Origin of the sequence: Leptolyngbya sp. FACHB-321, from assembly GCF_014695975.1 — a bacterium.
Taxonomy (GTDB): domain Bacteria; phylum Cyanobacteriota; class Cyanobacteriia; order Leptolyngbyales; family Leptolyngbyaceae; genus Stenomitos.
In genome coordinates this window covers 49,367-68,944 of record NZ_JACJPI010000065.1, presented here as the reverse complement: position 1 = coordinate 68,944, position 19,578 = coordinate 49,367, and the positions used below count along the sequence as shown (strand labels likewise).

The following is a 19,578-nucleotide window of genomic DNA, read 5'->3' as shown; positions in this document are numbered from 1 at the left end:
CTGGGTCAGCAGAAGTAGGAATGTTCTTTACACCAAGGGGGTAACTCTGATTCCTACCTGCTCTCCCTCTAAGGACTAAAGACCGAGCCTTAAATACTCTGTGAACCTCACAATCTGTAAGGATACGGATTGCCACCCTTACATAAAAAAGCTAACTCTATTTAAGCAGAACCCTTAGCCACAAAGAGGGATGAAAGTACAACGACATTACTATTCGTATAGCCAAACCCGTAGTAACGACAGTAACTGTTCCATATCGACTGGTTTTGTAATGTAATCGGACGCACCTGCTTCGATGCATTTTTCACGATCGCCCTTCATCGCTTTGGCGGTCAAGGCAATGATAGGCAAGGTGCGAAACTGCTCTAGCTGACGAATGGCACGCATTGTTTCGTAACCATCCATGTCTGGCATCATGACATCCATTAACACAAGGTCGAGGTCAGGGGTGTTTTGCAGCAGTGTAATGCCGTCTCGTCCATTTTCGGCATAGGTCGTTCGGATCTGATACCGTTCCAGCATACTGGTTAGCGCAAAGATATTGCGTACATCGTCGTCAACAATGAGCACAGTCTTGCCCACCAATGCGGGATCAACCTGCTGTAATTGCTCCAGCATCAAACGCTGAGGCGCGGGTAGATTTTCATGCACTCGATGCAAGAACAGCGCGGTTTCGTCTAGCAGTCGTTCGGGCGATCGCACATCTTTCACAATAATTGTGTCGGAAATGCGCCGCAGTTCGGTTTCTTCTTGAGCAGTCAGTTCTTTGCCCGTGTAGACGATGATGGGTAGACGCTGAAGACCAGGTTCTTGCTTAATCTGTTCAATCAGTGCAAAGCCAGCAATATCAGGTAGACCCAGATCCAGTACCAGGCAGTCGAAATGACCCGTTTTGAGTGCTTCCAGGGCTTCTGCACCTGTACCGACAGCCGTGCTTCTCACGTCACTATTGCCAATCAGCTCTACAATGCTGTGGCGTTGCGTTTCGTCGTCCTCAACAATCAGTAGATGCTTGACCGGACGTTCGATAAAGCCCTTAATATCGTTGAGTGCTTTCGAGAGCGCTTCGCTGCTAGCAGGCTTTTGGATGAAGGCGATCGCACCAAGCTGTAAGCTGCGCTTCTGACCCTCCTCAACCGACATCATATGCACCGGAATATGCCGCGTAGCAGGATTATGCTTGAGTCGATCTAAGACTGCCCAACCCGTCATAAACGGCAGCCGGACGTCCAGCATAATGGCGGCTGGTTTTAATTCTTGCGCCATTGCTAAGCCCACATCACTACGAGCGGCTACTAGCCCTTTAAAGCCTTGTTGTCGTGCCATATCCAGAAGGATCTGGGCAAAGGCAAGGTCATCTTCGATGATGAGGAGTACCTGATCGTCGGGCTGAATCGTATCGCGATCATCGTCAATGGCTGGTTCACTCAGTAGTGACGCAACGATGGCTTCCTCTTCTTGCAGGCTTGTGCGCCGTTCGCTGTTTGTAAGTCGCTGCGCTGTCTGCCTTGATGGCGAAAGTAAACCAGTAGTCTGTGCCTTAAATGTTCCTCCCTGTGTTGGATGGCGATCGTCGAGCAGGTCGCTGTGAGCGTCTGTTGAGATGTAAGACAGTGGCAAATAAAGCGTAAAGGTGCTGCCTTGACCGGCTTCACTTTGAAGTTTAATTTCACCACCCAAGAGTTGAGCAATCTCCCGGCTAATCGACAGCCCCAAGCCAGTGCCCCCGTATTTACGGGAGGTGGTGCCATCCGCTTGCTGAAATGCCTCAAAAATGACCCGTTGCTTGGCAGCTGGTATGCCCACCCCGGTATCGCAAACCGCAAAGGCAATTACTGTCTCTGCCTGATTCAGTTGTTTTTGGTCGCGGCTCCAACCGTGGGTAGCAACGCTAATCTGTAAACTGACTTCCCCTTGCTCTGTAAATTTGAACGCATTCGCAAGTAGATTCTTCAACACCTGCTGAAGGCGCTTTGAATCGGTATACATCAAACGTGGCAGGTGTTCATTGAGGTGAATGTGGAAGTCTAACCGCTTCGTTTGCGCGATTTGGCGGAAGGTGCGCTCCATATGGTTACGAAGGTCGGTAAAGAGGGTCTGGTCAATGTCTACCGACATCGTGCCTGACTCAATTTTCGCCAAGTCGAGAATATCGTTAATGAGCGTGAGTAAATCGCCACCAGAAGCATGAATCGTGCGGGCGTATTCGACTTGTTTAGCAGTCAAATTACCTTCACTGTTGTCACCCAGTAGCTGTGCCAGGATCAGCAGGCTGTTAAGCGGTGTGCGTAGCTCATGGGACATATTCGCCAGAAACTCAGACTTGTACTTGGAGGTCATCGCCAGTTGTGTGGCTTTTTCCTCTAAGGACTGTCGAGCTTGCTCAATCTCTCGGTTTTTGCGCTCCACTTCTTGATTTTGCATTGCCAGTAGCTCGGCTTTTTCTTCCAACTCTTCGTTGGTTTGTTGAAGCTGGTCTTGCTGGTTCTTGAGCAGTTCTTCAGAGGCAGTGAGGGATTGCGCCTGTTGCTCTAGTCGCTGGTTGGTTTCAGTCAGCTCCTTCTGTTGCATTTGCAGCTCTTCTGCCAGGGATTGCGATTGCTTCAGCAGCTCTTCTGTCCGCATACTGGCGGCGATCGTGTTAAGGACGATCGCAATACTCTCAGTTAATTGATCAAAGAACGTGAGGTGAATTTCACTGAAGCGACGGAAGGACGCTAATTCGACCACTGCTGTGACTTGTCCCTCAAACAGTACGGGCAGCACAACGGCATTTAGTGGAGTCGCTTCGCCCAAACCGGAACTAATTTTGATGTAGTCGCTGGGCACTTCGGTAATCAGAATGCGCTCCTTCTCCAACGCGCACTGACCGACCAAACCTTCGCCTAAGTGGAACTGGTTTGCCAGGTGTTTGCGTTCGCGGTAAGCATAAGTGCTGAGCAGTTTTAGGTAGGGAGGATGCAACTCGCTGCTTTCCATCAGGTAAAAGACCCCATGCTGTGCCGAAACCAGCGGAGCCAATTCTGAGAGGATGAGCTTAGAAACCGCTTCTAGATCGCGCTGCCCCTGTAGCATACGTGTGAACTTTGCCAAGTTGGTTTTGAGCCAGTCTTGTTCAGTGTTCTTCTGAGTGGTTTCGCGCAGGTTGGCAATCATCTGGTTGATGTTATCTTTCAGGATTGCCACTTCGCCTTCTGCTGCGACGGAAATCGATCGTGTCAGGTCGCCCTTCGTCACTGCCGTTGCCACTTCTGCGATTTCGCGCACCTGGGTCGTGAGATTCGCTGCCAACTCGTTCACGTTATCCGTCAGGTCACGCCACGTTCCCGATGCACCCGGCACTTTCGCTTGACCGCCTAGCTTCCCTTCAATACCCACCTCACGCGCTACGGTTGTCACCTGATCGGCAAAGGTTGCCAGCGTATCAATCATCTCGTTGATCGTGTCGGCAAGGGTTTCGATCTCACCCTTCGCTTCCAGCATGAGCTTCCGCTTCAGGTCCCCGTTAGCTACTGCCGTCACCACTTTCGCGATGCCTCGTACCTGCGCGGTCAGATTGCCTGCCATAAAGTTCACGGAGTCGGTCAGATCTTTCCAGGTGCCTGCCACACCACGCACCTCTGCTTGTCCACCCAGAATCCCTTCCGTGCCCACTTCACGTGCGACCCGCGTTACCTCAGAGGCGAAGGAATTAAGCTGATCCACCATGACATTGATAGTGTCTTTCAGGTCGAGAATTTCGCCCTTCACATCCACCGTGATTTTCTTGGAGAGATCACCATTAGCAACAGCTTTCGTTACTTCGGCAATGTTCCGCACCTGTGCGGTCAGGTTGCCAGCCATTGAGTTCACGTTATCGGTCAAATCCTTCCAGGTGCCCGCTACACCACGCACATACGCCTGTACACCGAGTTTTCCTTCGGTGCCCACTTCCCGCGCCATCCGTGTTACTTCAGAGGCAAAGGAACTGAGCTGATCCACCATTGTATTAATCGTGTTTTTTAGCTCCAGGATTTCGCCCTTCACATCCACGGTAATTTTCTTCGACAGATCGCCATTCGCCACAGCAGTCGTCACTTCGGCAATGTTTCGTACTTGCGCTGTGAGTGAGCCTGCCATGAAGTTCACCGAGTCGGTCAGGTCTTTCCAGGTGCCTGCCACACCACGCACCTCTGCCTGCACACCGAGTTTTCCTTCGGTGCCCACTTCGCGTGCGACCCGCGTGACTTCAGAGGCGAAAGAGTTGAGCTGATCCACCATCGTATTGACGGTGTTTTTTAGCTCGAGAATTTCGCCTTTCACATCTACCGTAATTTTCTTGGACAGGTCACCGTTTGCCACAGCAGTCGTTACAGCAGCAATGTTCCGCACTTGTGCGGTTAAGCTACCCGCCATGAAGTTCACCGAGTCGGTCAGGTCTTTCCATGTACCCGCTACACCACGCACATCGGCTTGCACACCCAGCCGTCCTTCGGAACCCACTTCGCGTGCGACCCTAGTTACTTCTGAGGCAAAGGAGCTGAGTTGATCGACCATGACGTTGATGGTGTCTTTTAGCTCCAGAATTTCGCCTTTCACCTGCACCGTAATTTTCTTGGAGAGGTCACCGTTTGCCACAGCAGTCGTCACTTCGGCAATATTTCGTACCTGTGCGGTCAGGTTGCCTGCCATGGAGTTCACACTGTCGGTCAGGTCTTTCCAGGTGCCTGCAACCCCTCGCACCTCTGCTTGTACGCCCAGCTTGCCTTCCGTGCCCACTTCGCGTGCGACCCTGGTTACTTCTGAGGCAAAGGAGCTGAGTTGATCGACCATGACGTTGATGGTGTCTTTTAGCTCCAGAATTTCGCCTTTCACCTGCACCGTAATTTTCTTGGAGAGGTCGCCATTTGCCACAGCGGTCGTCACTTCGGCAATATTTCGTACCTGTGCGGTCAGGTTGCCTGCCATCGAGTTCACACTGTCGGTCAGGTCTTTCCAGGTGCCTGCTACGCCTTTTACGTCTGCCTGCACACCCAGTTTGCCTTCGGAACCCACTTCCCGTGCCACTCGCGTCACCTCAGAGGCGAAGGAGTTGAGCTGATCCACCATGACGTTGATCGTGTCTTTTAGCTCCAGGATTTCGCCTTTCACATCCACAGTGATTTTTTTGGACAGGTCGCCATTCGCCACCGCAGTGGTTACTTCCGCAATGTTTCGTACCTGTGCAGTCAAGCTGCCTGCCATGAAGTTTACGGAGTCGGTCAGGTCTTTCCAGGTGCCTGCTACGCCTTTTACGTCTGCTTGCCCACCTAGTTTGCCTTCGGAACCCACTTCCCGCGCGACCCGCGTCACTTCAGACGCGAAGGAGTTAAGCTGATCCACCATAATGTTGATGGTGTTTTTTAGCTCCAGGATTTCGCCTTTGACATCCACCGTGATTTTCTTGGAGAGGTCACCATTGGCGATCGCCGTTGCCACTTCGGCAATATTTCGTACCTGTCCCGTCAAATTGCCTGCCATTGAGTTCACGTTATCGGTCAGGTCTTTCCAAGTGCCTGCTACACCCTGAACTTGTGCCTGCACACCCAGTTTCCCTTCGGAACCCACTTCTCGTGCGACCCGCGTGACCTCAGAAGCGAAGGAGTTGAGCTGATCCACCATCGTGTTGATCGTGTTCTTCAGCTCCAGAATTTCGCCTTTCACATCCACTGTAATTTTTTTGGACAGGTCGCCGTTTGCCACAGCGGTCGTCACTTCCGCAATGTTTCGCACCTGCGCCGTCAAACTACCTGCCATGAAGTTTACAGAGTCCGTCAGGTCTTTCCAGGTGCCTGCTACACCCCGGACTTCTGCCTGACCACCCAGTTTGCCGTCAGCGCCCACTTCTCGCGCGACCCTGGTTACTTCTGAGGCGAAGGAGTTGAGCTGATCCACCATGATGTTGACGGTGTTTTTCAGCTCGAGAATTTCACCTTTGACATCCACCGTGATTTTTTTGGACAGGTCGCCATTCGCCACCGCAGTGGTTACTTCCGCAATGTTTCGTACCTGTGCGGTCAGGTTGCCTGCCATCAGGTTCACGCTGTCGGTCAGGTCTTTCCAGGTGCCTGCGACACCTTTGACTTCTGCCTGCACACCCAGTTTGCCTTCGGTACCCACTTCCCGTGCCACCCGCGTGACCTCAGAGGCAAAGGAGTTGAGCTGATCCACCATCACGTTGATCGTGTCTTTCAGCTCGAGAATTTCACCTTTGACATCCACGGTGATTTTTTTGGACAGGTCGCCATTCGCCACCGCAGTGGTTACTTCCGCAATGTTTCGTACCTGTGCGGTCAGGTTGCCTGCCATCGAGTTCACGCTGTCGGTGAGGTCTTTCCAGGTGCCTGCGACGCCCCGGACTTCTGCCTGTACGCCGAGTTTGCCTTCAGTACCTACTTCTCGCGCGACCCGCGTTACTTCAGAAGCGAAGGAGTTAAGCTGATCCACCATTGTGTTGACAATGCGAGCCGTTTGAAGGAATTCTCCTTGCAGAGGTCTGCCTTCAATTTCGGTGGCGATCGTTTGCGAGAGGTCACCATTTGCCACCGCTCGAATTACTCGTGCGGTCTCTGCTGTGGGCTGCACAAGATCTGTAACCAACGTGTTGACTGAGTTTACGCAGGCTTTCCAGGAGCCTTTCGCGTTGCCTAAAGAGGCACGTTCACTGATCTTGCCTTCTTTACCAACGACGTTACTAACGTGCTCTAATTCGTTGCTTAACCGCTCATTCATCTCAATGATGTCGTTGAGCGTATCGGCAATTTTGCCAGCCATACCTGTTTGGTCGATCGACATTCGTACCGAGAAGTTGCCCTTCTTAACCTCTGCCAGAACGCTCAAAAGCTGCTTGGGGTCAAGATTGTCTGTGCTCACTGGTGCTTGTGCAGTTGACATGGCTTAATTCTTCTAGAAGGTGCGATGACTCTTAACAGGTGGCAATGCAAACTCTACCGAATGATAGAGCCAGAGATCTACCCCAGAATAACGTTAGGGTCACTCTAAATACTTATTATGATGTCAGTACTCTGCTTTAGGCTGTCTCTCCTAGGATAGATGCTGATTAAGTAGCTAAGATGCATTGAATACATACACTCCCTATCGTCCCTCTTACCACTCAGCGAGCGAGACGACTAGAGCAACTGCTAATGCCCAGATGGCGATCGCACCCGACCAATTTACTCTTTAGCAAGTGGCTAGAACTTTTGACCAACAGTATGGATGATGTCAAGCCAAACCTAGACGAGCTGATTGCAGTGGTTGTTAAGGCTGTTGCTAGTGCTTATCAGACTCAAGAGCTTGACAACGCTTTAGTGATTCGAGATGAACTGAAGCGCCTTCCTGACCATTTGACGACAGAAGTACTCAACGGGGTGATTCTTAGCTTGGTAAACACAGATCCCGACCTTTGTCGCTGGTTTATTCTAGATATTTTTCTACACGGCTCTGATCCTGAGGGACGAGCTGATGTTGCAGAACGCATTAATCTCCTAATGGCTGATTTGAATACCCAGCAGGATGTCTAGAGATTCAAAGAAAAATGTCGCTGGTCTTGCCTGTTTCTTTGCCCACTACTCATTCACCTGGCATTGCTGATAACCTTTGACCGTTGCTTAATTAGGCAAATGGGTCACTCTCTATGCCTAACATCCGTGCTTTTGTATCTTTAATCTATATAAAGGTGCAAAAATTGCTTGAATTTTTGGGGTTGGTGTGCTGTCAGCGTCAACTTAGAGTTAAATAGTGAGACACTGCTGCAAATCTTTTTTAGCCAATCGCCATGAGTTTCAACCTGCCAAGCAAAACAGCAATTCCTGTAGGCTTCACAGCTTTTCTGACAGCTAGTATGGCGGTGCCTGTATGGGCAGAAAACCTAGAGCATACGCAAAAGCTGCTGGCAACCAGGCAATGCTCTAGCTGTGAATTACGCAATGCTGGCTTGGTATACGCCGATTTGCGTGGTGCGGATCTGAGGCAGGCAGACTTGACTCAGGCAAATCTGAGTCGGGCAAACTTGCAGGGAGCCGATTTGCGTGGCGCAATTTTGGTCGGTGCCAGTTTGTCTGGTGCCAATTTGACTGAGGCAAAGCTTGATGGCGCAAACTTAAATGCGGTTGACCTGCGCCATGCTTACATGATTAACGCGACTGTTGCAGGAGCTAATCTGGAGCAAGCAATGTTGCAGGGTGCGATCGGTCTGCCTGCTGAGATTGGTAAGGCAGAGGATTTTTACAAGTGGGCGGTCGCTCATGGCGAACAGAAAAACTATGCGGCAGCCGTTGAGAACTTCAATCAGGCGCTAGCGCGGCAACCAGATTTTGCTCAGGCATACCTGGGGCGTGGCTTGGCGCGGCTCCAAACGAGCGATCGTACAGGGGCGATCGCTGACCTTAAACAAGCAGACAAATTGTTCACTGCCAGCGGTGACACCAAAACAGCACAGGGCATTCAACAGTCGATTAAAGAATTAGAAACTCCTCCAGCCAAACCCAAAAAAGGAAATGGCTTTGGCATCAACTTACTCAGCGCGTTTGCCACCCTTTTACAGTTCTTTTTGCCATAGGAAGAAGAGGCAGCGTCTGGGAGCAATGGGAGCAGGGGGAGCAGCGGTAAGCTCAAACGATTACCTCTCTTCGGGACACTGCCTATAGCAAAAGGATGGAGGATGAGGGCAAAGTTTCTTTCCCAAGAGGAGAGGGATTGAGGGTGGCTCGATTGATCTGTAACGTCTAGTTTTAGATTTGGTATTACTCAAAGGAAGTTTCAAGGTTGATGTCTGCCCTCACGTTATGTTCGACTGCTATACCTCGTAGAACACTAAAGTGCCACAGGCTCGTCGCTCTGAACTGCTCTTTGCAAAAGGTTGCTCAGAACATTCCACAAATTTCCACGGAACTTAAACTCCTGCTTTCTCTGCTCCTCTTGCTTCCTCTGCTCCTCCTACTTACCACCTCTTCCTATACCAACTCCTCCCATTGGCGCAGCAGTTCAGCGATCGCGCTGGCACTGGCGATCGCGCCGCGCGGTTGATGGGGTGCATCACCATCAAAAATTTCGGCGATCGCATCAAAGCAGCCTTCGTGCTGAAAGTGCGTTAACAATGGCTGTAAATCAAGTGGCAGTGGTTCTCCTTCTGCGGTACAAAAGCGGCTCCAGGCACGACTAAAGGGACCAAGGAGCCAGCTCCAGACGGTGCCCTGATGGTAGGCACGATCGCGCTGATCAGGGGTGCCGTTGCACATACCGTGATATGCAGGATCAGCTGGGTCTAACGTGCGGAGTCCGTAGGGCGTAAGGAGTCGCGCGCGTGCTGTATAGAGCACCTGACGCGACTGCTCGGTGGAAAACGCGCAGTGGTGCAGTGATAAAGCCAGTACAGCATTAGGGCGGATCGTGGCATCCAGGCGATCGTTTGGCTCCAGGCGATCGTAGAAATAGCGTTGCTGGGCATTCCAGAACTTTTGCATTGAGGCTTTCACCTGATCTGCCTGCTGAGCATAGCGTCGTGCCAGATTGAGGAGGCGATCGACATTCTCGACATCGGGGCGATCTGCCAGCAAGGTCGCCCACTGGGTAGCCCAGCAGAGTGCCGAGTACCAGAGTGCATTAATCTCAACTGGCTTACCGTTGCGTAAGGTAACTGCTTCACCCCCGACGATCGTATCCATCCAGGTCAACGGCACACTGGTGTCATCCCAGGTAATCAGCCCGTCGGAGGCATCAATGCGAATGTTATATAAGGTACCAGTCGTAAATGCTTTGTAAATTTGCTTGACGACTTCGTATTGCTCCAGCAAAAACTCCCAATCTTGCGTTGCTTCTAAATAAAGCCCCAGTGTTTCGATCCACCACAGCGCACAATCAATGTTGCGATAGCTGACGTCACCACCATAGACAGGCAGTAGGTTGGGGATTAGCCCCTGACAGCACAAGCGCCCAAGCCGATCAAGCATTTTGCGGGCTAGCGAAAACCGTCCAGTCGTGAGGGTCAAACCGGGTATGGAAAGCAAGGTATCGCGGCTACGATCACCAAACCAGTGATAGCCCGCAACGATCGTCGGCGTTTGCTGAACGGGTTGCCAGGCAAAGAAGCGATCGCTTGCTTGTAGCAGTCGTTCCCACAGCACCATTGTTTCTGGTGCAGTAGAGACAGATGAGACAGCGTGGAAGGGCAGGAATGCTTGCTCCAATCGCTGTTGCTCTGCCTGCATTGTCCAATCGACGATCGCTGGAAGCTGGTCTGGCAAAGTTGTGGAAGGTAAACCTACCCTTGCTTCTAGCGTGACCGTTTCACCCGGTTGTAGCCAGACCGTTAAGTAGCCAGGGCTAAATAAATCCTCCAAATAATCTAAGCCACGACGCGCTTCGACAGGATAATAGTAGCTCCAGTACCAGGTTTCTTCAGGATGGTACTGCCCTTGGCTCCAGGAAAGACTCCAGGGTGTCCCTGTTTTACCAGCCTGTAGCGCTTGCAAAAAAACTTGATTCGCACTGATCAACTGAGAGAACGAAAGCGCAGGTATTTCTTGCTGGTGCTGATGGAAGTCACGATCGCCAATAATCGGTCGCAGCCGCAAAAGCGCCTGTTGGCTGCCCATATAGCGATACTGCACCAGCACACGATTGACAAAAGGCGGCATGGCTTCGAGCGATCGCTCCTCTGTCACCATGCCGTAGGGCATCATGATCTGACGATGCAACTGCCACTGATCGCCTAAACTCCAAACCCAGGTTGGTACAGGATCGACGCTAAATTCACGCAACAGACGGTAGCCCAACGGCTCAACTTTCTCAACCTGATTAGCGAGCCAGAAGTTTGTTCCAAGCGCAAAAATGAGTCCGCCCACTTCCAGGCTGGCTTCCAGGTGAGAAAACAACAGCATTCGTTGAGCGGGTGGGTCGAGTGCCGCGACGAGCCAACCGTGGTAGGTGCGTGTACGGGCATCACAAACCGTGCCACTGGCAAAACTACCCAACCCATTCGTTAGCAGCCATTCGCGCGTATCCAGCTCATCCATTGCAATTTAGTCTTAATCAGCGCTCTTACGTAATTCGGTCTGCAAAAGGCTCGACGAGTTAAAAATATCACACCGTACTGCACTTGATCTTTTTGAAGACGAGATCGAGCAGTTACTTATTTAGAGAGGCGCTCACTAAGAAGTCTAGACACAATGACCGAGCAGTCTAGCACCAGGCAAAAGTAAGTAAGGGCGATCGTTGCGGGTGTAGATACTTCTTGTTAACGGCTTGCTGACAGCTATAGATTTCTTTTCTGCAGAAGTCTGCTGACTGCACGATAGATACCCTACTCCTCACAGCCAAACTCATACTATGGGCTGACCTAGCAATAGCAGTAGCAAACCTGCTTTACAAACACGGCTCGATGGTTGCGACGACTGATCGCCCGATCGCATCCAAATCATAGCCACCTTCTAACCCAAAAAGAAGGCGATGAGTGAGCGCTAGACAGTAACGTGTAAACACGCCGAAGTCCTCTGGTTTCAAAGAAATGCCAGCCAGTGGATCGGCATGAGTTGCGTCATACCCTGCGCTAATAATTAGCAAGTCAGGCTGAAAAGCAGTCAAAAACGGCATCACTTGCTGGACAAAAGCAGGTTCGTAGTCTGCCATTGTGCTACCGGGCGACATTGGCACATTCAGTACATTGTTATGCAGCCCACGCTCCTGCTGGGCGCCTGTACCGGGATACTGCGGCGACTCGTGCAGCGAACAGTACGCAATCTGAGGCTGTTTCTCAGTAATCGCCTGTGTACCGTTACCGTGATGCACATCCCAATCGAGAATGGCAACGCGAGCGACACCCGGTTGCTTCAGCGCATAATGAGCCGCGATCGCAGCGTTGGAAAAAATGCAAAAGCCCATACCCATCTCGCTTACAGCATGATGACCGGGAGGACGCGCTAACACAAACGCTGGCTGATCGGTTGCCAACACACGATCGACTCCATCCATCCAGGCACTCACTGCCAGCAGCGCTACATCATAGGTCTGCGCCGAAACAGGTGTATCCGCATCAATATAGCCACCGCCCCGCTTTGCCAGCCGTTGCACTCCTTCGATATAGCGCTGAGAATGCACTTGCTGTACGTGCGGCATTACCGGACGGGTTTCAACGGGAGTCGGCGATCGCCAATCAAGCTGATCTGCCCAGGGCGAAGCTTGCAACGCTGTTTTGATAGCTGTCAAACGGGCTGGCTTTTCAGGATGAAAGGAACCTGTTTCGTGCAGCAAAAAAGCGTCAGAGTAAATAATCGGCAGCATAAGGCGTAGGGAGACTGGCAATGCTTTGATTTTAGGCTACTGGCTGGATTGCTGCGGTGTTGTCTGAGTGGCTTGCTTAAGGCTGTCTGGGTCGAGCCGAATGCTCCAGAGGTACTCTGTTGTAGGCACAACTGAGGCCGCAACGTCACTACTGGAGCGATCGAAATCAAGCCCTACACTGAAGACTCTACCAAGATACACCTGCCCCAGTTTACCAATACCTTCGATCTTGTTTGGGTCAGTGATGACACGCTGCGTGAGGCGAATGGTCGTTTGTCCGCCATGCGAGAAGTAGATCGTAGCGAGGTTTTGCTTAAACTGCACCTGCACGTCATACTCACCGCCCGTTTTGTATGACGTTACTTTGGCAGGTAGTTTGATGCCATCTAAATTCTTGCCCTGATACTCAACGGCATGGGCAGGTGCTGTCAGCAGTAATAAGGCAGTGAGAATGAACCCAATTTTTTTCATTGCTTCCTCTTTTATCGCGGTTCGCACGCCTTCTCTAGCGTAAAACAGCCGATGGCGTTTGTGTGTCGATCGCCTCGCTTCCTACCGACGCTCGCTAGATAGCCCATGCATCAGCTGTTCATCATGGCTAATCAGCGTCAGAAGGTATTAATTACCGAGGCTATGAGTTTAAGATCGAAGGAGCAGGATAGGATGGCTGAGTCACTAAATTTTGTTTAAGTAAACAGATGTTTTTGGCATAGAACTATATAGTGTTCTTGCTCATTCATCTACTGTAGTCTTGAATGAAGCATCTCACTATCGGGGCAGTTTTTATGGGTTTACCGTTTGTTCTGGATATTGCGATTGGCTTAATTTTCATTTATTTGATTCTTAGCTTACTCGCGTCAGAGCTTCAAGAGCTACTAACTACTTTATTTCAGTGGCGAGCAAAGCACCTTAAGGAATCGATCGAAGTCTTTCTTGCTGGTGGCAGCGCTACTCCTGAAGAAGAAAAAGTAAGAGAGCTGGTTAACAAACTCTACGACGATCCGCTCCTTAAAAATATTAATCAAGAGTCGAAAAGCCTTGTTGCTAGAGGCGCACGTAGAATCACTCGCTGGTTCATTCCTAGTAATAGAAAGGGTGCTTTTGGCACCAATCAATCTACTGGGCCGTCCTACATTGCTCCCGAAACGTTTTCAACCTCTTTACTAGAAAGATTGGGGCTTTCAATCCTGTCGAAAAAGCTTATAGAAGTCAGGCTAGAAAAGTTTGCTACGAGGATTGTAGGGAGCCTTAATGCAGATACGATCAAAGCCCCTGTAAGCAATTTTGAAAAAGGAAGAATTAGAATCATTGCCGAAAAAGCGAACAAAGATTTAGCAAGTGATGCTAACTTCATAACGCTTGTAGAGGAGTACAATGACATTCTTCACGACTTTAATATTGGAGAAATAACCTTAGTAACGTGCGTCGAGCGGATGGGTGAAAGCCTTGATGCTTACATTACTAACTATCCGTTATCAGCTGCTCAAACTCCTGCACTTACTGTTGCACCAGAGGCATTGCAAGCAGCTCGCTTTAATACTTACCAGCCAGAACCCGACCCGTCGGCTGCTTATGCATCAGAACCGTATCAGTTAGATGCAACTCAGCCTGACCAACCAGAAATTTACTCATCCGAAACGGTTTCACCCACAGAGCCTCAGCCGGAGGTAACAATGCCTGCGGACGGTGCAGGCGATGAAGATTTGCTCTACTTTGCCAAACGTCTCAGGGCTTTTAAGTTAAGTATTTTTGGTGAAAAGAACGAAAGAGCAATTTTGTCCGGTGGGCTGCGTCCAAGTTTAGCTGAAATCGCTCAATTGGTAGATGAAACTAGCACCACACATCGAGAAGTGTTTGGTGCCTATGAAGCAATGCTTGCACAAGCAGAGCCACTAGAAGCACAGGTTAACCCTGAACTGGAACAACAGCTTTTAGAAACATATCCAGAAGCGATCGAGAAAGAGATTGTGCAGGCGTATCCTGAAACTGTAGAAGAGCAATTTTTGTTAGTAGCACCTGATGTTTTTCAAAGCGTTGAAAAGCAGCTTATCGATCGCAGACGTAGGATTTATCGCGCTAACTTGAATTCGCAAACTAATCTGCTCAAGCAACAACAACGAGCGCTTCATACAGCGTTAGGTCAGTTGGGCGGCGGGCAACGGCAACAGATTTTGAGCGCAGTTCTAAACCAGTTTGGGGGCGAACAACGAACGTCTATTATTAGCCAAAGCATGGAACAACTGAGCAATGAGCAACGGTATGCTGTCATCGATCTTGCTTTTACAAAGCTAGGTTTAACGAACGACGATCGCTCAACCTATGACAATTACCAAACCTATAAGTCGATTCAACAAGTCTTAGGTAAGCTGCCCAATTCTATTAAGGAAAGCTTTTCCATTCTTGCCAGACGTGCTCAGTCTAAGGTGCAGCGGACGGGTCATGATCTCAATCAATTTCGTGAAGAGATTTCAAGCTGGTTTGACAACTCTATGTCTCGGGCTTCGGGCGTTTACAAACGCAATGCAAAAGGCGTAGCCATCTTAATTGGGCTAATACTGGCAAGCTCTACTAACTCAGATGCCTTTTTTATTGTCAATCGCCTCTCAAATGATGGCGATTTACGGAAGGTCATCACTGACCGAGCCAGCGGCATTTATCTTAACCAAAACCTTGCTGACGGCACGATCGCCCCTAATGCCTCGACGGCTCCTGCGGTTGCCAATTCACTCGAAGCGGTAAAGCAGCAAACTGATGCCGCACTAAAAGATCTTTCCTTGCCGATCGGCTGGAAACCAGAAAACCTGGTTCAACAATTTGGCTGTCAGCCAGCAGCATTCAACGTTAATGCTAATGCTTGTCAAGCTTTTTCTAATCAGCCAGGAGCGGTCAATCCTGTCACAATCGCTCAACTTCTGATCGCGAAACCGCTCGATTTACTAAAGCTCGTTTTTGGCTGGGTTGTTAGTGGGCTTGCCATTGCGATGGGTGCGCCCTTCTGGTTTGATTTGCTTGGCAAGGTGATGAATGTGCGAAATTCGGGTGGTAAACCGAAAACAGAGGCAGTGAAGGAAACGGCTAAGTAGGTGAAGAGTGAGGGGAAGCAGAGGGAGCAAGAGGGGAGTAGGGGAAGCAGATGTTAGTTGGGGTATTGCGTGTGTTTGCTAGAACATCAATCAAGTTCTGAACTGATTTTCGTTACCGCCCTCTTTTACTGCCCTTAGCCGCTCTCGCCTTCCTAACTCTCTCAATTGCCCTTGCTCCCCTGCTATCCTCGCTCCCTCAGCCGCCCCCTTCGTTTTACTCTCGAACTGCCATTTGCTCTAACGCCGTTTGCAGGTCTTGCGTAAGAGTCATAACGGCTTGTTTGGCGTTGCGGCGGTTGCCTTCATAGTCGTGCCAGCGATCGGACACAGAGAGGGGTTGACCGATCGTTAGAACAGCCTTGAGTCGACCAAGTTTGGGGCGATCGAAAGGATTTTCACCTTTGATACGGGCGACCATATCCCACATCAGCAGGGTGGTTTCAGCGAAGCGCTCAACGCTAGGTTTCTCCAGGACGTACTTGCCTGTGACTGCAACAAAGCTTTCGACCATGCGCATATGCCAGAGACAGTGATTTGCCTCTTCAGCGATCCGATCAGCTAGGCAGTGCTCCAGGGGCGAAATTTGCTCGATCGCCTTCAGGTCTTCGCGGTAGATATAATCCCAGCCTGCTTGCTCTAACCGCCGACAGCGATCAATCACGCTACCTTTGGGCTGGAGGTTAAAATATTGTTCTGCGACCTTAAGTGCGGCATCCATCAACGTGTTTAGACGCACCGCAAACGCTTCATGGGAAAGAGGTATACCGGGATCAGTCGGAGCGGCAGCACGATTATCTTGCTCGAGCGATGGGGGCGTAGACAACGGTTGCTGGTAAAAGCGACTATAAAACTCCTCCATTAACGACAGTAGATGTTCACCCAAACGATACAACCGCCCATACAGTAAACGCTCGTTTGGAGCATCTTGAGGATTAACCGCCGTCACCACTAACCCAGTATCCGCTTCTAACTGACTTAAAAGTTGGTCAATTTCCCGCCAGGGTGGCGTGATGTAGCGATACTGAATGCCGATCGGCACAACCAGTACGTCTTCAGTCCGATTCGCTTTGCGTAAGTCTTCTACGCACCAGAAGGCAAGCTGGCTGAGTCCGGGTTCTAGTGGGCTAACAATTTCGGTATGACCGTTGGTGGCACCTTCAGGCGCGGCTGCAAGCGGGAGGGAGCCATTGGCAAACAAATCGCGGGCAGACCGCAAGCCAACGCGATCGACCTTGCCCCGATGAATTGGAGTGCCGCCCAATTGCGAATACAGCCAACCCATAAACGAGCCAGCCCAGAGCGGAATGCCGCGATCATACATAAAGTGGGCATGAATCGGTCGGTGCAGCGCGACTCGTTGCTGCCGTGCAACCTTTGGCACGATACGCCCGAGGAGGTATGCCATCGAGAACGGATCGTTAACGCTGGGATGCCGAAATGCTAGCAAAAACCGAATTTTTCCCTCATGAAATTGGCGCAATAGATCAACCAAAACTTCGACGTTAGTTGCTTCGACCCGGCGAATGGCTGTCCGCGAGCGCATGATGGCGGGCAACAGCCATTGCAACATTTTCACGACAAAAAGATTGAGCTTTGGCGGAATAAATTCCAGGGGCGGTTGCGCTTGGCGAATGGTGCGAGGCAAGAGGGTCTCCTTTAGATGGAAGGCAGAGGGTAGAAGGCAGAAGGCAGAAGGCTAAGGGCAGAAGGCTAAGGAAAGTTTTGAGCTTTGAGTTCTGCTCCTGGCTTCTGACTCCTCTCCCCTCACTCCTGACTCATCTCTAAAAAATAAACATCAGCTTTAGTTTCCACGTTTCCTGATGGCGGATCAGGTCAATTTGGCGGATAAATTCGCGGAAGTAGAAGCGGCGCTCCGCTTCGGAGAGATCGAGCCAGAACTGCGGGATGGAGACAGTTTGGGCGATCGCCTTTAAGTTGACTGGGGGTAGTTGTGCCAGCTTTCCCTGAAGGGCGGCAATTTCAGTCTGTAATTTGTAGCGCCGTAGATCAGCCGTTTCCTGATCCAGTACGCCACTCATAACCAACGGCGGTAGTTGCACCAGGATGGCTTGCTTGGCAGCGATCGCTCCATCAAGACGTTGCTTTATTGTGCCCATATCGGGGAGATCTACACCTGCCACAGCGCGAGGCAGGTCTTCACAGATGCGCTCGATCGCCTGCTGGAGTATCTGTTCGTAAGCGATTGCTCCGCACTTGGGTTGTTGGGTGCATCCCGTTGGGCGTAGGTAGAGATATTCGCGATCGCGCCGGGGTGCTGAAACGCGGGTAACGGTCATTGGCGAGCGACACTCGCTGCATACCACTAAGCCTGCGAGCGATCGGGGGGCACTGGCGGTACGAGGTGGCAGTCGTCGATTGCGTCGCAGCAGGCGATCGATTTGGGCGGCTTCTTCTCGTGAGAGGATGGCAGCATGGGTATCGCTGACAAGCTCACCATTTTGATACGCTAGATCGCCTCGATACACAGGATTGGTCAGCCAGCGATGCCCGGTGGAGACAGCAATTTTTTTACCATAGCGCTTTGCCAGATAGCGAACTGCGCCGCTGAGTGAACCGTAAAGTAAAAACTGCTCAAAAAAGTCTTTGACTACTGGGGCTGTGCTGCGATCGACTACATAACGATGTTTGCTACGCCGATAGCCATAGGGCGCTTTTCCAGGTGGCGGCAGTGCCATAACACGATTTTGTGCGTGTCCCTGCCGGATGCGTCGACTCCGCTGTTCGCGCTGTACCTGCTGCAACAGCTTTAACAAATCTGCCTGCAAGCCCGCACTCTGTAGAATCGGCTGCGCGGCTAGTGTCGGTGGTATTGCCTCAGTCGCTTGCTCTGTAACGATGAGCCGGATATGCAACGCTTCAAGTTCAGCCAGTCGCTCGCCCACTGCCTGTACCGAATCGCCCAATTCCTCAACACGACGCAGCAGCAAATAGTCTGCCGGTGCTGCCTGACAATCCTCTAAAAGCTGTTGCCACTGCTGACGGGGAACGATCGCGGTTTCTTTTCCTTGTTTGGGTACGGTTGCGATCGCCAAATCTTGATAGACGCGATCGACCTCCCAGCCCCACAGGTCGCGATCAGGCGTTGGTTCTAGCAAGGGGTCGCTGTAGAGGTAAGCAATGATTCGCATGTGACGACTAACGTTCGAGCGAGCCTGTGCGATCAAAGGGATAATAGCGCCAGATGGCTTGCCCAATGATTAGCTCACGCGACACAAACCCCCAATAGTGGCTATCGTAAGAGTTATTGCGATTGTCCCCTAGCATAAAATATTGCTTTGGCAGTACAACCTGTGGACCCCATTTGTAGTCCGGCGGTTCTGATATGTAAGGTTCTTGCAACGGTTTGCTATTAACGTAGACTTTGTTTTGCTTCACCTCTAAACGTTCGCTCGGTAAGCCAATAATACGCTTGGTAAAAGCATCTTTGAAATTCTGCCCTCCTAGGCGTTTGGTTGGTTGGAAAACGATTAAATCGCCTCGTTTAGGAGCCTGGGAACAGTAAGCTGTTTTATCAATAATGAGGCGATCGTTCACTTGCAGCGTTGGCAACATTGCCTTTGAAGAAATGTAGCGAGCTTCGGTGACAGCAAGACAATTTTTTAGCGAAGGGTCTAGCCAACGAGTGATGTTTTTGAAAATAGCAATACATTCAGCCGCTGTCGGTTTCTGATTGAGTGTAGGACAAACCGCAAAGGCAGGGTCGCTAAAGATGCCAATTAGCCCCAGCACAGTCATCAAGGAAAAGAGCTTAGACGATCGCAACTGGAACTGTCTCAAGCAAAAGCTTTGATTCATAGTTCCCCCAGTTCAATTACATTGCCGTCTGGATCTTGGGTGAACAGTGCTGCGCGTCCAGAGGCACTCATTTGCAGCGGGCAGTTGTGAGCCAGCAGGCGTTCCTTCGCCGCTTCCAGGCTAGCGACCGAAAAGGCAATGTGTCGGTTCCGTCCCCACTTTTCGGGATTATCTAAGCCTCCCTGGCTGTTACTAGCAACCATCAAATGAATCTGAAAGCCAGCCACTTCATACCAGGCTCCAGGGAAGCGCAGATCACGATCGATTTTCTCTAACTCCAGTACTGATTCGTAAAAGTGCTGCGATCGCTCCAGGTCTGAAACCAGCAGTGCTACGTGCAGACAGCGAGTAATATTCATAATCAGTCAGTTTTTGCATACTT

At 50.8% G+C, this 19,578-nt stretch carries 11 protein-coding genes; 3 read left to right on the top strand and 8 right to left on the bottom strand.

The features are described 5' to 3' along the window. Window positions 1-210: 210 nt before the first annotated feature. The gene (locus H6F76_RS17275) at window positions 211-6,912 is read right to left on the bottom strand and encodes a HAMP domain-containing protein (RefSeq protein ID WP_190510152.1); all 6,702 of its coding nucleotides are present in this window, start codon (window positions 6,910-6,912) and stop codon (window positions 211-213) included. Between the two features lie 251 nt (window positions 6,913-7,163). On the opposite strand from H6F76_RS17275, the gene H6F76_RS17270 reads away from it, so the two are divergent. Further along, complete coding sequence (locus tag H6F76_RS17270; protein WP_190510149.1) at window positions 7,164-7,541, top strand: hypothetical protein; 378 nt, start codon at window positions 7,164-7,166, stop codon at window positions 7,539-7,541. A gap of 254 nt (window positions 7,542-7,795) precedes the next feature. Continuing rightward, window positions 7,796-8,578: a pentapeptide repeat-containing protein gene (locus H6F76_RS17265; RefSeq protein WP_190510147.1), complete on the top strand. Its 783-nt coding sequence runs from the start codon at window positions 7,796-7,798 to the stop codon at window positions 8,576-8,578. Window positions 8,579-8,972: 394 nt separating this feature from the next. Here the strand turns inward: H6F76_RS17265 and H6F76_RS17260 are convergent, their stop codons facing one another. The 3 genes from H6F76_RS17260 to H6F76_RS17250 all read right to left on the bottom strand — a co-directional run bounded on the left by H6F76_RS17260 (window position 8,973) and on the right by H6F76_RS17250 (window position 12,768). Continuing rightward, window positions 8,973-11,033 (bottom strand): amylo-alpha-1,6-glucosidase, encoded by a 2,061-nt coding sequence (locus H6F76_RS17260; protein ID WP_190510145.1) that lies wholly within the window; start codon window positions 11,031-11,033, stop codon window positions 8,973-8,975. Window positions 11,034-11,382: 349 nt separating this feature from the next. Then, entirely contained in the window at window positions 11,383-12,297 is a 915-nt protein-coding gene (locus H6F76_RS17255; RefSeq protein WP_190510143.1) for a histone deacetylase, read from the bottom strand. 36 nt (window positions 12,298-12,333) lie between these two features. Further along, window positions 12,334-12,768: a hypothetical protein gene (locus H6F76_RS17250; RefSeq protein ID WP_190510141.1), complete on the bottom strand. Its 435-nt coding sequence runs from the start codon at window positions 12,766-12,768 to the stop codon at window positions 12,334-12,336. 284 nt (window positions 12,769-13,052) lie between these two features. Between H6F76_RS17250 and H6F76_RS17245 the strand changes: the two genes are divergently transcribed. Then, a complete protein-coding gene (locus H6F76_RS17245; protein WP_190510386.1) occupies window positions 13,053-15,380 on the top strand; it encodes a hypothetical protein in 2,328 nt (775 codons plus the stop codon). Between the two features lie 214 nt (window positions 15,381-15,594). Here H6F76_RS17245 and H6F76_RS17240 read toward each other — a convergent pair whose 3' ends face one another. From H6F76_RS17240 to H6F76_RS17225, 4 genes are all read right to left on the bottom strand, one after another. Continuing rightward, window positions 15,595-17,025 carry a 1-acyl-sn-glycerol-3-phosphate acyltransferase gene (locus H6F76_RS17240; RefSeq protein ID WP_190510139.1) on the bottom strand — a complete coding sequence of 477 codons (1,431 nt, stop codon included), beginning with the start codon at window positions 17,023-17,025 and terminating at the stop codon, window positions 15,595-15,597. 136 nt (window positions 17,026-17,161) lie between these two features. Beyond that, window positions 17,162-18,529, bottom strand: a complete 1,368-nt coding sequence (locus H6F76_RS17235) for a recombinase family protein (protein ID WP_190510137.1) — start codon at window positions 18,527-18,529, stop codon at window positions 17,162-17,164. A 7-nt stretch (window positions 18,530-18,536) separates the two neighbouring features. Then, on the bottom strand, window positions 18,537-19,196 hold the full coding sequence (gene lepB / locus H6F76_RS17230) for a signal peptidase I (RefSeq protein WP_242036713.1): 660 nt from the start codon (window positions 19,194-19,196) through the stop codon (window positions 18,537-18,539). Next, window positions 19,193-19,555 carry a VOC family protein gene (locus H6F76_RS17225; protein ID WP_190510135.1) on the bottom strand — a complete coding sequence of 121 codons (363 nt, stop codon included), beginning with the start codon at window positions 19,553-19,555 and terminating at the stop codon, window positions 19,193-19,195. Before H6F76_RS17225 ends, lepB begins: the two co-directional genes overlap by 4 nt. Between the last annotated feature and the right edge of the window lie 23 nt (window positions 19,556-19,578).